This window comes from Paenibacillus sp. GYB004, from assembly GCF_036577605.1.
Taxonomy (GTDB): domain Bacteria; phylum Bacillota; class Bacilli; order Paenibacillales; family NBRC-103111; genus Paenibacillus_AB; species Paenibacillus_AB oceani.
In genome coordinates this window covers 24,048-39,739 of record NZ_JARBDB010000011.1, presented here as the reverse complement: position 1 = coordinate 39,739, position 15,692 = coordinate 24,048, and the positions used below count along the sequence as shown (strand labels likewise).

At 54.0% G+C, this 15,692-nt stretch carries 11 protein-coding genes; 2 read left to right on the top strand and 9 right to left on the bottom strand.

Going from position 1 to position 15,692, the window contains the following annotated elements:
• Nucleotides 1–61 precede the first annotated feature (61 nt).
• The 3 genes from PV433_RS06260 to PV433_RS06250 all read right to left on the bottom strand — a co-directional run bounded on the left by PV433_RS06260 (nucleotide 62) and on the right by PV433_RS06250 (nucleotide 5,200).
• A complete protein-coding gene (locus PV433_RS06260; protein WP_332071325.1) occupies nucleotides 62–3,172 on the bottom strand; it encodes a hybrid sensor histidine kinase/response regulator in 3,111 nt (1,036 codons plus the stop codon).
• A 258-nt stretch (nucleotides 3,173–3,430) separates the two neighbouring features.
• Nucleotides 3,431–4,405, bottom strand: coding sequence for a Gfo/Idh/MocA family protein (locus PV433_RS06255; protein ID WP_332071324.1), 975 nt, complete (start codon nucleotides 4,403–4,405; stop codon nucleotides 3,431–3,433).
• 24 nt (nucleotides 4,406–4,429) lie between these two features.
• Nucleotides 4,430–5,200, bottom strand: a complete 771-nt coding sequence (locus PV433_RS06250; protein ID WP_332071323.1) for a TIM barrel protein — start codon at nucleotides 5,198–5,200, stop codon at nucleotides 4,430–4,432.
• A 228-nt stretch (nucleotides 5,201–5,428) separates the two neighbouring features.
• On the opposite strand from PV433_RS06250, the gene PV433_RS06245 reads away from it, so the two are divergent.
• Nucleotides 5,429–6,274 (top strand): helix-turn-helix domain-containing protein, encoded by an 846-nt coding sequence (locus PV433_RS06245; protein ID WP_332071322.1) that lies wholly within the window; start codon nucleotides 5,429–5,431, stop codon nucleotides 6,272–6,274.
• 265 nt (nucleotides 6,275–6,539) lie between these two features.
• On the opposite strand, the gene PV433_RS06240 is transcribed toward PV433_RS06245, so the two are convergent.
• From PV433_RS06240 to PV433_RS06215, 6 genes are all read right to left on the bottom strand, one after another.
• Nucleotides 6,540–7,691 carry a DUF2264 domain-containing protein gene (locus PV433_RS06240; protein ID WP_332071321.1) on the bottom strand — a complete coding sequence of 384 codons (1,152 nt, stop codon included), beginning with the start codon at nucleotides 7,689–7,691 and terminating at the stop codon, nucleotides 6,540–6,542.
• A gap of 134 nt (nucleotides 7,692–7,825) precedes the next feature.
• Nucleotides 7,826–8,848 carry a hypothetical protein gene (locus tag PV433_RS06235; protein WP_332071320.1) on the bottom strand — a complete coding sequence of 341 codons (1,023 nt, stop codon included), beginning with the start codon at nucleotides 8,846–8,848 and terminating at the stop codon, nucleotides 7,826–7,828.
• Nucleotides 8,849–9,027: 179 nt separating this feature from the next.
• A complete protein-coding gene (locus PV433_RS06230; RefSeq protein WP_332071319.1) occupies nucleotides 9,028–10,485 on the bottom strand; it encodes a sulfatase family protein in 1,458 nt (485 codons plus the stop codon).
• Between the two features lie 23 nt (nucleotides 10,486–10,508).
• On the bottom strand, nucleotides 10,509–11,837 hold the full coding sequence (locus PV433_RS06225; protein WP_332071318.1) for an ABC transporter substrate-binding protein: 1,329 nt from the start codon (nucleotides 11,835–11,837) through the stop codon (nucleotides 10,509–10,511).
• Between the two features lie 78 nt (nucleotides 11,838–11,915).
• Nucleotides 11,916–13,370: a sulfatase/phosphatase domain-containing protein gene (locus PV433_RS06220; RefSeq protein WP_332071317.1), complete on the bottom strand. Its 1,455-nt coding sequence runs from the start codon at nucleotides 13,368–13,370 to the stop codon at nucleotides 11,916–11,918.
• 35 nt (nucleotides 13,371–13,405) lie between these two features.
• Nucleotides 13,406–14,434: a zinc-dependent alcohol dehydrogenase gene (locus PV433_RS06215; protein ID WP_332071316.1), complete on the bottom strand. Its 1,029-nt coding sequence runs from the start codon at nucleotides 14,432–14,434 to the stop codon at nucleotides 13,406–13,408.
• A gap of 249 nt (nucleotides 14,435–14,683) precedes the next feature.
• Here PV433_RS06215 and PV433_RS06210 point away from each other — a divergent pair, with 249 nt between their 5' ends.
• On the top strand, nucleotides 14,684–15,481 hold the full coding sequence (locus PV433_RS06210; RefSeq protein WP_332071315.1) for a helix-turn-helix domain-containing protein: 798 nt from the start codon (nucleotides 14,684–14,686) through the stop codon (nucleotides 15,479–15,481).
• The last annotated feature ends 211 nt before the right edge of the window (nucleotides 15,482–15,692 follow it).

Genomic DNA, 15,692 nt, shown 5'->3' with positions numbered 1-15,692 from the left:
AAAGATCGCCTGTTTTCGACCGATCGATCAAAAACTGGCGATCTTTAATAGGAATTATGCTTTAATCGGAGCCGAGAAGCCGCTGTTCGGTTTTGGCGACAGTAAACGAGACGGAAGTCCCTGCACCGGGCCTGCTTTCTATCCTCAGCCCGCGGCCGGCAAACTGCTTCAACCGCCGATCCGTATTCAACAGTCCGATCCCCGAACGTTTGCTCTTGTTCCGGTTCAATAACTGCTTGACCGTATCTTCATCGATCCCCGTTCCGTTATCGGAGACGCATACTTCGACGGCCGGTCCGAGATCGCTGATCCGTATACGGACTTCTCCTCCCGAGCGCCGCTTCAATATGCCGTGCGTCACCGCATTTTCCACAAGCGGCTGGATCGTAAGCGGCGGCAGAAACACGCTCACGTGATCGTCGATCTCCCAGGCTACCCGCAGCCTTTCTTCGAACCTCTCCTGCTGAATGTTCAAATACGAACGTACGAGCTTCAGCTCATGGTCCAGCGGCACCGCCCCGTCGGAGTTTTGAAAATCGATCCCGTACTTGATATACGTAGTCAGCTCCTCCACCAGATCGTCCATCCGGTCTCTGTCGATCCGGCTCAGCGCGGTTACCGCATTAAACGTATTGATGAGGAAATGCGGCTTGATCTGGGCTTGCAGCAAAGCCGCTTCCATCCGCAGCCGTTCGCCCACCGATTTTCTCAGATTCGTCAGCGACCGCACGCGGGCCTTCAACTCGATCGCGTTCACCGGCTTGGTGACATAATCGTTGGCGCCGGCGCGAAATCCGGCTTCGATATCTTGATCCTGGCTGCTCGCCGTAAGCAGCAGAATCGGTAGCTCCTCGACGGAATAACGTTCACGGACCCGCTCCGTCAGCTCGTAACCGGACATGATCGGCATCATGACGTCGGAGATGATCAAGTCCCATCCGCCGGATTCCAGCAGGCGCAGCGCTTCCTTTCCCCCGATCGCCGTGAATAGCTCGTACGGTTCCTCGGCAAATATCGCCTTCAGCACATTCAGATTGACCGGATCGTCATCGACCGCGAGCAGGCGAAGCCGTTCCGGAGCCGGGCTGCGTACCGGTCCGTTAGCCGGAGCGGTCTCTTGGCTGCTCACCCTGTTGCCTCCGTATGCGGAATCGGCCGCTGCCGTTTGCCGGACTGCGGAGTCCGCTTTCTCCCTGTCCGCCGCCAGCTTCAACCGGAAGGTGAATACGGAGCCTTCGTGCAGCTTCGAGCGGACCGTCAACGTGCCGCCATGCATCTCGACCAGCTGCTTGCATATGTTCAAGCCCAATCCGAAGCCGCCGCTGCGGGAACCTTCATCCGGGGAAACCTGCTCGTACGGCTCGAATACCCGGCTCAGCAGCTCCTCATCCATACCCAGCCCCGTATCGGAGACGGAGACGACCGCCCATCCGCCGTCCGCCTCGGCTTGCACGGACACCTCGCCTGCGTTCGAATATTTCACCGCATTGTGCAGCAGGTTGAACAATATCTGGTTCAGTCTGTTCTCATCGGCATGAACGAGCGGGAACTCGGCCGGGATTCGGTTGACCAGCTGGAGAGGCTTGCCTTCCGTCATAAACCGCAGCATATCTATAACGCCCGAGGCGACGCTGTGCACGGACAGATCCGCCAGCTGCAGGTGAATCCGGTTGTCCCTCAGCCGGGCCATATCCAGCAGATCGTTAAGCAGATACGACATCCGCCTCCCCACCTTGACGAGCATCTGCAGATCGCTTACGCTGTCGATGCCGAGCTTGGACTGCTCCCTCGCCGCTACCGATTGGGAGATGTTAATAAGGCCGTGCAGCGGATTGCGCAGTTCGTGGGCAACGGTGGACAGAAACTCGTCCTTCTGCTTGCCGGCCTGCCGCAGCTTGTTCGTCAGCTCCCTGGATTCCTCGGACATCCGGATATAACGTCTGAACCAGTAAGCGGAAAAGCAAATCATCGCGATGATTAGATCGAAGGGATAAGAAATCAGCTCGATTCCGGCAATATGCATAACAACGAGCCAGATCAGGCTGTTGATCGCAGCGGTTGCAGCCAGCAGCAAAAAGATATTGTCCATGTCGATCCGGACAGCCGACCGGAACAGCAGCACCGGCGTCATCAGACAAGGAATGAACATCAGAATCAGATAGCCCCCTTGCAAAGACAGGGCGGCAGATAGCGGCAGGACCAGCACGGATATAAACGCAATGCCGCACAACAGCTCATAGATCCGCGAAACCCTTCGATGAACAAACGGAACCTTTTCTTTAACGAGCTGGTATAGAAAAAATCCGCCGCTGATCATAACGAGATAGATGCTCTTCAGACTCCATACGAAAGGGAACGGAATCCACGCGTATAGTAACCTTTCCCCGTCCAGCAAAGTCGCCATAATGATGCATACGATCATGAGGGAGTAGTAGATCAGACGGCGGTCTTTGCCTCCGACGAGGTACAAGACGAAGCCGTACAGCACATGAATCGCATATGCGACACAAGCGACCCAGACCATATCTCTGGACAAGCCGGTATCCCTGCTTAACGTGGTCTCCAGACCAAACTTGATCGAGCGGAAAATCCCGCCGTTGAGATGGTTGTCGAAATTGGCGGCCTGGATGACCAGATCGATCTCGTCAATTCCTTCGCCCACTGAAAATTTTACGGTATACGGAACGTCCAGCGGCTTATAGCCTGCTTGGCTGTCGGCCGGTTGACCGGAACGACCGATCGATTGCCCGTTCATGTAGATTTCCGAGGAGCTTTTAATGCTCGTTACTCGAACCCCGTATTCCTTTGCCCTGCCCGAGTCTACCAAAATCCGCAACCGGTAAGTGCCGTATCCGTACTTCTCGCTGCCCTTCGGTCGATCGTCGAAGCTCCAGCTGCCGGGTACTTGGATCGGCCGCCCCTCAGAATGAGGACGATCGGCCGCCGGAACCGCCCCATCGTTGTACAGCAACGTATCCGGATAAAACAACCATTCGCCGTTAAGCGGAAGGGAATGTTCGGTCAGCGGCTCCCAGCCCCGCAAGTCCAGCACGCCGCCGGCCGCGACCGGGTAGGAATCGGCCGAATGGGATTCCAGCCACCAATAACGAAACCCGGTCAGAACGGCTAAAAAAATCGTAGTTATGATCCAAATTTTTCTGGTAGTCATCATAACTGTTCATTTCGACAAGCTTTGTCGGTATTCCTCTCGCACGCGTTGGGAGAGGATGGAAAATAAGTTTCTATAGCATGCTGCCTAATAGCAAGGCACAGAACCGAACCGGCACGAAGAACAACGTCCCGAGACATACGGGCGCTATTCGTCACGTCCGATTCCCGAAAGTTTATATTTCTTGAATGATGAAAAAACACTGCTTCATAGGGAAGAAGCAGTGTCCGCACACCTTATAGAAACGCTTTAAACAACATTTTACAGCTTGACCGGCTTTCCCGTTGCCGCCGACAGATTCGCCGCAACCGTAACTTCGTGTGTTTTCAGGGAATCCGCATAAGACGACTTGATCGGTGACGGATCTCCCGTGCGAACCGCATCAATGAAGGCGATATCTTCGAATACCCGGGGATTTGGCGTGAGCGCGAAAGGTGCCGCAGCCTCCTCCTTGTTTCTGACGATCCGGCTTCCATTGCTCTGCACCTCGACTACACCCTGCGCGGTGTATACGTTCAGTCCCGTCTTATGTCCGGCCGGCAGCATACACGAATTGGAGATGGTCGCTACGCTCCCGTTCGCCAGCTTCATCGTCACCGTTCCTACATCCGCCACGTTAGCGCCTTCCTCCAGCTCATGGAGAATCCGATGACCGTACGCCGCATACACTTCCACCACTTCGCCGCACAAATATCTCAGCAGATCCGTGATATGCGTCGTCTGCTCGACAAACTGCCCCCCGGATAAATGCTGCACCCGCCACCACGGAACTTTCGGCATACTGCCGAGCCAATAACCGAGCGACATCCCGATGCAGCCGGACTCCAGAAAGCTCTTCGCCTGGTCGAGCGATTGGATATAGCGCCACTGGTAGCCTACGGACGTGATCAGCCCTTTCCCGGCGATCTGTTCCGCCAGTTGGCGCGGCAGTTCGTTGTTAACGCCAAGCGGCTTCTCCACCAGAAATGGAATGCCGCGTTCGATCAACGCCCGCTCCGCCTCGCCGTGCGCCATAGGAGGCACGCACACAAAGGCGGCATCCAGCTTACGGTCGTCCAGCATCTCGGTAATGCTGGAATAAGCTTTCGCATCCGTCCAATCTTTAGCCGCCGTTTCGGCGCGCTCCAGCTGCAGATCGCAAAATGCGGAAATCGTAACCCCTTCAATGGCAGCCAGGTTCGTGATATGTCCCTTGGCGACTCCTCCCGTTCCGATAAAGCCGACCTTAAGCGTCATTACGTATCACCCTTTCCCGTTATCTCACGATTCCACATGCCGAAGAATATCCCGCTTGAACTGATGCAGCGCTTCATCCGTATCGATCGTATACCCGCACTCCAGACCGACATAACCGTCAAATCCGGTATCCTTAATAGATTTCAAAATATTCAGATAATTCAACTCGCCCGTTCCCGGCTGCTTCCTCCCCGGATTGTCCGCGATATGAAAATGATTGATCCGATCGATATAAGCGACGGCGTTGCGGATGACGTTGCCTTCGGTAATTTGCTGGTGATACACGTCAAACACCAGCTTGATGAATGGACTGCCGACCCGGTCGATCACTTCGGCGGACTCATCCGAAGCTTGCAGGAAATGCCCGGGGTGGTTGATAAGCCCGTTCAAAGGCTCCAGCTCCAGCACGACACCGGCCGCTTCACACATGGAGGCACAGATCTTCAACGTCTCCACCATATCGTGCTTTTGCTTCTCCCTGGAAATTCCCGGTATTTCCTGTCCCGTCTGCGTTATGATGCTCATCGTGCCGGCCTCCTTGCAGAACGCCAGCGTCTGCCGGAGACCGTCCAGATATTGCTCCCTCGCCGCGCCGTCAACCAGATTGAAGAAGGTGGTGCACACCGCGCTGATTCCGACTCCTAACCGATCCTGCGCCTTCACCAGCTCACGGACATCCGCCACCGATTTCCAGTTCAAATATTCCAGACCCTGAAAACCGTGCTCCGCCACCTTTTCCAGTAATTCAATTACATTTTTCCCTTTGTAAGCGCCTGCACTTAATGCGTACTTCAACTAGCCTCTCCTCCTTCGCTGTGCCGTGGGCTTCTGCCTTCACCACGGTGCCGGATTACTAGACAAATGAAATAACGTTCGTTATGATTGCGGTATGCCGCATCTGCGGATCTGATCAGCATCCCTTATATGTACACGTTTATATTACCATCGCAAAGAAAATGAAAACAATCTGCTTTTTTGAAGATCAATAGCACTTTTTGAATAAATAGCGAAGGAAAATGATCGATGAGCAATCGGAGACGCCAGTTTATATCAAGCGAAGCGACCTCGGGCAATGTCCCCCTGCGCCTGTACAATATGGGTCTTATTCAGCAGAAAAAAATTATCCGGCTGGAAGGATTTCCAGTTCTCCATCTATTCGTCAACCATACGGGCAGCGGTCAGTTCGAGACTCTGCACGACGGCAGGCTGTGGACGCTCGCCGACAATCAGGCGTGCATCCTGCCCGCCCGGGTACCGCACACTTACTATCCGCTTCCCGACACCGTCTGGAAACACGGCTTCGTCACGATCACCGGGCCGTCCGTTAACGATCTGCTGGAAACGATGAATCTGCCGCTAATGGAAACGATTCCGCTCCAATCGACCGAGTCGATCTGGAAATTGTTCGAGAGCTTGTTCCAGCTCGTCCGGGACAATCCCCCGGAGCAGGAGTGGAACGTCTCTGCGCTGCTCTACGAGCTGCTGCTTGAAGTGCTGAAGCAGTCGGTTCTCCATCACGAGACGTCTACCCGGACGAAAAGCAGCTCCGGCGCCATCAAAATGGCGGCCAGGATGATTCGCGAGCATTATGCAGAGCCGATCCTGCTGGCCGAATACGCCCAAAGCCTCGGCTATACCATCCAGCATCTGAACCGGCTGTTCAAGCAAGCGTACGGCGTGACGATGCACCAATATTTGGACGATATCCGATTCGAGAAGTCGCTGCAGCTGCTCAGTCTCGATATGAGCGTGCAGGATATCGCGTCCGCCCTCGGGATGGAAGCCAATTATTTCATACGCGCCTTCAAACGCGTTCACGGCATTACGCCAGGCCAATACAAGGCGCAGTATGTTTCCGGGCAGGAGTGAAGCAGGGGTTCCGCTCAATTAAAAAAAGGTGCTGTCTACAATATCCAAAATCCAAAGTCGCTTTGCGATTTGCGAGCCCGCCTGGAACGGATGTTCCTCAGGAAAAAGGACCTCAGCCTCCACGTCCCCGTGGAAGTTGGGGTCCTTTCGTTTGGAAATGGGACATTTTCTCTGTCATTCGGTTTCCGGCTTGCGGTGCCCGGCCATACGTCGGCTGACTGTCCGCCTGGGCTCTAAACCAAATAGGAGTCTTCGGCACCCTCGATCAACTGCGCCTCAGCGCTGAATCGATGGCAAAAGCGTTGCCCGACCACGCCCGGCGCGACGTCCACTCCGCCTCTCCGCACCAGAACGGATCGTCCGCCGGCAAGCCGAGCGGGAGAAAGACGACTGAGCACAAATACAGGCTGCCCGTCGATATATAAGTCTCTCCAATCTCCGGCTGGTGTCCGCAAAAACCGATCGTCAGCCAGCCGCCCGGATCAAACGTCCCCGGCGCTTCGATCGTCCGGCGGATAACCGCCGTAAGCGCGCATCGGACTTGCGCAGGGATCAGCGGCGCCGGAAGCTCGCGGCGGAGCGACATTTGCGCCAGCGTCTGGAACGCTCCGAATCGGTAAGCGAGCGAGCGGCCGAGCGGCGGGAACGTCCCTTCCGGGGATATCAGCCTTTCCTGGACGGCTGCATACCGCTGCGACCGGCTTCGGATTCGTTCGGCCATTCCGTTCCACTCGCCGTAACATTCCCCCGCCTTATCAACAATATCGAGCAGCATCGGCTGGATGACGAAGCTGTTGTAGTAATCGGCGTGGTAGTCTGGACCGTCTCCGTATGTGCCGTCACCGACATACCATTGTTCATGCTGCTTCAGCGCATAGTCTACGCGCATCGGGTCCCAGTCGCTCTCCCCCATCCGGTAAAGCGCCGTCTCGATGATCGCCGCGAACAGCAGCCAATTGTTATGGAACGGCTTGCGCATGCGCGTCGCTTTCAGCGCGGCCACCGTGTTCCGCCTCACACGTTCCTCCAGCTTGTCCCACAGCTCGGTCGGAGCGCGCAAGATCGCATGGGCCATAAAAGCCGCATCCACGATCGGCTGAAAGCCATCGCAAAAATTCATGTAATCGGGCGACGAAGGATCGGTTCCGGCGTCGATCGCTTCCCGGGCCAGCATCGCCGTTCGTTTCCGCCGCTCCCCTTCCTCGCCGTCCGCAGCCCCCGTCTCCAGCCATGGAGCTATGCCTGCGAGCAGACGGCCCAATGCTTCCAGATGGGTATAGTTTGGACGGTCGTCCAGCTTTCCTTCCACCGGCATCGTTGCCTTTAACCGGCGTTCAGCCAGCGCGCCTAAGACGGGGTCCGCAATACGTATCATAGTATGTATCCAATATTCCCTGTCGTTTTTGCCTATTGTCATACCGGCCCACCTCCTCCTACCAGCAAATCTATCAAAGTGCAGACAGCCGGACCAGGGATAATAGTGGCCGTTTCCCGTACGATTTTATCCTCTTGGTTAAGGGGAAGGGAGACTACCGGGAACGCGCCGCAGCTTCATTCGTACTCGACATTCCGTTCCAGCCAGGAAGCCATCCGGCCGAGCAGGTTCGCCCGGAGCATCACCAGTTCTTCATAATCATAGAAAAATTCGATCTTCTGCTCCACGATCGAATCTCCTTCCGGCCGCGGAGTCACTACAAAATGGGACCAGGACTCGGCAAAATCCTCATACACGTCATTCATCGCATAGTCGGATACGAAGTTTTCCTCGTCCTCGAAATCCCCGTCTTCCCAAAACTGCTTATAAAATTCGTACATATACGAGCCGCGGTTGGCGCAGCCTTCATCCCACATGTATGTTTTGCAACCGTGCTCGCTCTTGTAAGGATCAACCTGTTTGGCATTTAACGCGAGCAAGTGTCCGAACTCGTGAATGTCGGTTAAGACCCGCTCCGTTTCGAAGGTCGCTTGTTCGACGTTAACGGCGTACGTCCATTTCTCGTAATCCTCATCGTCCTGAATGACATACGCCATCAAATCCACATGTTCAAACACTTCATAGTTCGAAACCATCTTTCGCTCTTTCGACGGAATGATCCAGGTGAACCGTTCCCACAACCACGCGTAATATTGTTCGTCTTCATCAGACGGATCGATCCGGATCGTATTGCCCCGGACCGGATAACTCGCCAGTACGTCCGCATCTTTTTTACTTTTGCGGAGCATCTTCTCATCGAAGTACCATTCTTCCGAATACGTCAGTTCACCGTACCATTCTTCCATATCGAAAATGAGGTTTGCAGCCCACGCTTCACAGGTTTTCGGATTTTTGCAATCGACCTTGTAACTGCATACGCCCGGTTCGACTTCCTCTTCGTAGGATTCGCACACGCTTTTCCCCTTTTTGCCGGCAGGTTGGTCTTCTTTGTTCTCCTTCGTTTGCTTTGCAGCGGCAGGAGCCTCCTTCTCTATCGGAAACTGTTCGGACAAGGCTGTCTCCCCCGCTTCCTCCATCACCATCTCTTCCAGGATGGTGCAGCCCGCCAACACGCTGATGCCTAATAATATGAATACCACTGTCACAAAGCTTCCTGTTCGTTTCCCCATGCCGAGCCTCAGCTTTCCTGATAAATAAAATCCGCGTGCGATATGACCTTTACTTGTTACGTACGCCGCCGTATCCGGTTTCAAATGCAAAAGGACCATCGAACGAATCGACGGCCCGTGTTACTTATCGCAATGATATTCCGAAATTTCTAAACTTGAAACTCTCCATAGTCGGCCAAAAAGCGGTCGTACATCTCCTCCGGCAATTCCAGCAAATCGTTCGTACTCATCATATGCCGCCTCAAGTCGCCCAGCATTCTTTCGATCCGGCCGCCGTGTTCATCGGAATGAAACGCCAGATTGGTCATTTCCGACGAATCGCGGGCCAGATCGTAAAGCTCGATGAATATCTCGTCCTTGAACAGATCTACGATCAGCTTGTAGTCTCCCTCGATCACACACCGCTGGAAGTTGCTGCGCGCCCCGTTGCCGTCGAACTGGATGAAGATCCGTTCGCGTCCGAGCCCCTCCACTTCCCCGCGAAGAAGCGGCATCAGTGACATTCCGGACACGCCGTCCGGCGTCCCGATCCCCAGATAGTCGCATAACGTGGGCAGCACGTCGATGCTGCTGATCAGCTCGTCATACCGGTCAGCCGCCGGAGTGAAGCCGGACGGAAACTTCATGTACAACGGCGTCTTCACCGATTCCTCGTACATGCACATTTTTTGCCAGAGCCGGTGCGAGCCGAGCATCTCCCCATGGTCGCTTGTGAAGACGAGGAGCGTGTTGTCGTATATGCCCTCCTGCTTCAGCGCAGCGACAATCTCTCCTACACAATGGTCGAGCAAAGCGACAAGTCCGAGATATACGCTCCATATGCGTTCCCATTCTTCGCGCGTATAGGACGTTCCCAGCATGCCCGTCAAATTGTACAGCTGCAGCGGCGACTGATTGCTCCCCCATACGCCTACGTTACCCGGCAACTGCACCTGCCGGATCATCGAGAACCAGGGTTCCGGGATGTCCAGCGGAGGATGGGGCGCCAGGAACATCGCATTCAGCGCGAACGGCTTGCTACGGTCTCTGCCGCGTATAGCTTCCAGCGAGTCGTTCAGGATAAAGCCGTCGAAGAAAAAGTCCAGCCCTTCGTCATACCGGCCGACGGTAGGGATCGAATATTTACGTGCACGCGTGATTTTGCCGTAAGCCAGCTCGGGCACAAGTCCCTGGAAGGCCGACCCCCCCGGCTTTTTCTTACCGTTTGCCTTCAGATAGGCTTCATACCGCTCCTCCAGCTGCAGCCAGTGCGTCTTGCTGTCCTCGCGATGTTCCGGCTTAGGCTCGGTGAACAGATGCTGCTTGCCGGTATGCCAGCTGTCCCACTGTTCCTCCAGCAGCTCGTACCAATTCGTATGGTCCGGTCGAACGTTGCCGTGCTGTTTTTCCTGCTTCGTCCAAGGGTTAATGAGCGAACCTGTTTCATTTGGATATTTTCCGGTAAAAAAAGCTCCCCTGGCCGGTACGCACAGCGGCGATGCGCAATACGCCCGGTCGAAAACCACGCTTTCGTCCTTCAGCCGGTTGATATTCGGCGTGTGGTCGCCGAACGCATCCCACCGGAGCTGGTCGGCCATAATGATGACGATATTCGGCTTTGTGGTCACGCAGCACTTCCTCCCCCATTAAGCTATTTCGCGCTTTTCGCCTGCTTCGCTTGCTCGATCGCCTTGTTCAGCTCTTCGTCCGCGTCGCGAAGCGCCGTGTTCACATCTTTGGTCCCTTGAATAAAGGCGTTGAACGCATTGTTCACCGGAGTCACAGCCGGTACCGTCACCAGTTTCGAATCCCGTGCCGGGCTCATTTTGACCGGTTTATTGTGATAAAAGGATTGGGTGTTTTTCCCCTTCAGCTTGGCGGATTCTTGTCCGAACGCTTTGCGTATTTCTTCGTTTTTCAGAACCGTCGCTTTGCCCGCCTTGCTGGCCGACATCTGCATCTCATCGGACAATACGAAGTCGATAACCTTGAACGCTTCCTCCTTATATTTGCTGGAGCTCATGATGTAGTAGAACCTCGGGTTCAACTGGGCGTTCGTAGCGGGGGCTTCCGCCATCGTCGGCAGCGAGACCATATCCCAATTCGTAAAATCGTCCGGGAAGCTCTCCATCGCAGCCGTCACATCCGCATGCATGGCCGAGATGCGATTTTTGGTGAACTCGCCGACTTCCAGTACCCGGGATCGCGCTCCGATCGGCTGGCTCATCGGGATCTGATAAAACCTTCCTAGCGTATTAAAGATCGTACGCCATCCGTCCGAGTTGAGGTTTGCCCGGTCCTCTGCAGGACGAAAGTACGGGGCGGCGATCTGGTTATTATCGAACAAATACATGAAGTTCATCGTCATCCCTCTGTACTGAATGCCGTCCTCCACCCGAGTAAGTCTGCGAGCCAACTCGTATGCTTCATCCCAAGTCATGCCGTCCTTCGGATACGGGGTGCTGAACTTATCGAACAGATCCTTGTTGTAGTACAAAACCGGTGTATAAGCGGTTACGGGGAGTCCGAAATAACTGCCTCCATATGTCTCGGAAGCGGTGCGGATAATGTCCAGATAGGCGGGATCGATCCGGTTTAGATCAAAGCCCGTTTTCTTGATCATTTCGGTCAAGTCGTACTGCATGTTTTTATCGACCAGCTCCACGTTCAGAGCAGGCAAGCCTTGATAATAAATATCGGGAGCCTCTCCGGCTACAATCAAGTCCTGGAATTGCTTGCCGGCTTGCAATCCTATAAACTCGAATGAAATATGGGGATACTTTTGTTTGACCTTGTCGGCGATTTCGTTTTTGAATCGCTGCTCGTAATCTTTGTCTCCCGTAAAAAACCTGAGCGTAACCGGTTTCAATTGCTGCTGTTGATTGGCCTCATCCGTTGCCGGCTCCTTTTTGCCGCATGCGGATAACAGTGCGGCGGCCACAACGATGGATACGGTGGTCAAAACGATTGTTTTCGGCATTTGCAAGCTCCCCTTTTTATCCATTTTTCGAAATACCCTGCTTAACTTGGCGAATCAGGCCAAACTGTTCTGTATAGGTTACGCCTTGAACTCCGTATAGCTTTTCAGAAAACGATCGTAGATATCGGGAGGCAATTCCAGTAAATCGTTCGTGACTCGCATATGCTCGCGCAATCGGTGCAGCATCTCCTCTATGTTCATGCGGTAAGTCCGGTCTTGAAATGCCAGATTTTCCATCTCCTGCGGGTCGGCGATTACGTTGTACAGCTCGATAAACGTCTCGTCCTTGAACAAGTCAACGATAAGCTTGTAGTCTCCCTCGACGATGCAGCGCTGGAAGTTGCCTCTTCCTCCATTGCCGTCGTATTGGATGAAGACTCTCTCGCGTCCGGAGGATTTACCGGAAATTAACGGGATTAAGGATCGACCGGACATCGGGGACTTCGGTCGAAAATTCATGTAATCGCATATCGTCGGCAGCACGTCGATGCTGCTGACTAACGATTCGATCGAAATCGCGGCCGGTTTGCAATCAGCCGGAAACTTCATATACAGCGGCGTACGGACGGATTCTTCGTACATGCACATTTTTTGCCATAATCCGTGCGAGCCGAGCATCTCGCCATGATCGCTCGTAAAGATAATAAGGCTATTGTCATACAAGTCTTCTTTTTTCAGCTCGTCGATGACGTCGCTCGCCTTGACGCCCAGATGGGTATTGTAGCTTACATACGCTCTCCACAGCCGCTGCTCGATATAGTTTTTGCGGGCGGAATAAGCACAGGTTTCCTCAATCGGGCAGTCAACCATGCACCGGGTGCCGGCTCCCTCCGGGGCTTGTTCCGGGCGGAATTGCCGCAAGCTTCCGAAGCTGCTTGCCTTCACCGGCCGGACATCTCCCATCATCCAAGTCACAATGTCCAGGTCGTGGCAGCTTTTGGCCATCAGCATCGAGGAGCCGCTCTTGTCTTTGTTCCCCCACTTGCCTCTTACATACGCCATCGCCATGTGGTGATAGCTGACATTTTCGCTTGTCGTCACGCTGACGATATCGCCGATTACGCCTTCGGCAATTTCACGACGAATGGATTCGTAAAAAGGCGCGTATCGCAATACGTGGCAAATCATCACTTTTCGGTCGTAGCGGCATGCTTCTTCGTACAGTTTCAACACTTCGTCCTCGCTGATGCCGATCGGTTTTTCCAGCAGAATGTCGTATCCGGCACGAAGCAGCGGGATCGAAGTCGCAACATGAATATGATCCAGCGTTCCGTTAATAACGGCGTCCGCCATCTTGGGCTTACGGATGAACGATTCCAGCTCGGCAAAGCAATTGTCCTCCCGGATGCCGAAGCGCTCCATGGTCAGCTTTCTCCGTTCATTATCCGGTTCGACGACTCCCACGATTTTCATCTGATCAGGATGTTTCTGTGCAAATGACGCGTATAACAAGCTGCGGTGACCGGCTCCTACGATTACGACCGTAACCGGCTCCTTCTGTTTTTCCATCACCCGAGCCAAATTGCTGTTCATGTTCATGTTCTCCCCCAATTATTATTGTCTCTTTCTTATTTCTCGCAATCGATCATCACATGAATGGTGTCGCCCTGATGTGAATTGCGGATGTCGAACGCTTTCCCGACTTCGGATAACGGCACGATATGCGTAATCATATCCTTCGTATTAACCAGCCCGTCCATCACCAGCCGCAGCCCCTCGTCGAAGTACCTCCGGTTGTCAATATCCCGCTTCGGCTCCGTCGAATAAATATCCAATCTTTTTTTGTGTACCTTAAAAAAATCGACCGGCTTATGGCATGTCCCGATGCAGCCGTACATGACGATTCGCCCGTTCTGGGCGGCTGCGTCGATCGCGTCGACCATCCCGTCACCTTCGAGCAGACAGGGGATAACGACATCGAATCCCTCCGGAAAATCGCCGCCCAGTACGTCCATCGTTCGTGTGCCGGCCGATGGGAGCCGGTACGTACGCGTCGCTCCATAACGGCGGGCAAGCCCCAGCTTCTCGTCGAACAGGTCGGTGACGACCAGATTGCGCGGGCTGTACAGCGAAACAACCTGCGTCAACACAAGGCCGCTGACGCCTTGCCCCATAATCAGCACGTTTTTGCCCGGATTAATGTCTCCCAGCTCAGCCGCATGAACGATTCCAGGCAACACTTCGATGAGCGACCCTTCCAGCAACGGCAAACCTTTGGGGAGCACCTTGACCGAGAACGGACTGCAGCATACGTATTCCGCAAACGCTCCCCAAACATATCGCAGCGCTACATGATCTCCCTCTTGCAAGCCGATGACTCCCGCCCCGACTTTGTCGATGACTCCCGCCACTTCGTGCCCGAGCCGGGTTGGGTAGGACACGAACTCCGGTTCGCGCGCTCCTCTGAACACCTCGATGTCACTGCCGCATATTCCGACCCATTTGACCTTCACGCGCACTTCATTATCGGCCGGTTCCGGAACGAAAGCCCGGCGTACCGTTATTTCGCCGATCCGTTCGACTACTGCGCACATTTGTGTGCCGGCCCCCGTCTCCTCGGTTAGCTCCAGGGACGGTACTGCCATTTTTCTGACCATTCGGCTTCTCTCCTTTTGAGGTGGGAATGAGGAACAACACTGGAAGCGCTTACCACGTATTTAGAAAAATCGGGGTTGTCATGATAAAACGCCATCGTTTCTTTTATCTTGTTAGCTGACTCCTCTTTGATTTATAATACCTTTACCTTATCATGCGGTCTGTCTTTCACGAATGTCCGAATTATCGCAAAACTTGTGATTATGTGTGATCCCATACTCATTCATTATCATCCGCCGGGGAGGAAACTTATGAAATCCGAATTGCTTTCCGTCTATTTCGGTTCCAAATCGTCTCCGTCTAAGGTAGTGCCGCACGCGCACGATTATTGGCAATTGGAGATCGCGACTCAAGGCGTCATCCACAGCAGGATGCTGGGCGAGGAGCTTGCTCTCGAGAAGGGCGATATGCTGCTGGTGCCCCCGGGCTGGGAGCACGGATTCTGGTACAGGAAACCGGGCGTCGCCTGGATTACCTTAAAGTTCGAGCGGGCTCCGGACGAGTCGCCCGTGTGGGGCGGGATCATTCCCGGCAATCAGTTTACCGGCAGGCTTATCGCCGCTCTCAAAGCGGCGATACATGATTCCGCTTACAAGCCATACGAGAAAATATTTGTAATCGGCTTTCTCGAAACGATTTTTCACTATATCGTGTCCGACGAATTTCATAAAACGGACGATCCGGCCGAGCAACTCGTCAAGCATATTACGGAAAAGATTCTGTCTCGTGACGGCAGAGCGGTAAGCGTGAGCGATCTCGCCGGCGAGCTGTCGTATACGCGCAGCCATTTGTCGAAGAAATTCAAGGAAATTACCGGAGATAACCTCAAATCCTATATCGATCGGATCCGGATTCAGAAAATCGAGGAATTGCTCCGATACCGGGAGCACAGCATCTCGGAAATCGCCGCCGATCTCGGATTTAACGATATATTTTCATTCTCGAGGTTTTTCAAGAAACATAAGGGCGAAAGTCCGCGGCAGTTTATTAGGAATGCGGCAACGGCGTCGGCATATTACGATGAAACGAACGGAGAAAACGGTGATTAGGCCGCTGGCGCTTTTCTGCAACACTAATATTGAACGGATGAACCGGTTCCTGCTGGGTCTTTCCGGCAGCTGTGTTCGAAGTGTCAGGAAGCCGTTTTCCCATTCGCAATTGGAATTTTTTTGCTGATTCTTTTGTGTCATCGGATTTAAAGCCCGGTGCTGCCGATCACGGCGCCCTACCCAATAAAAACCCAAAAAACCGACAGCGGCA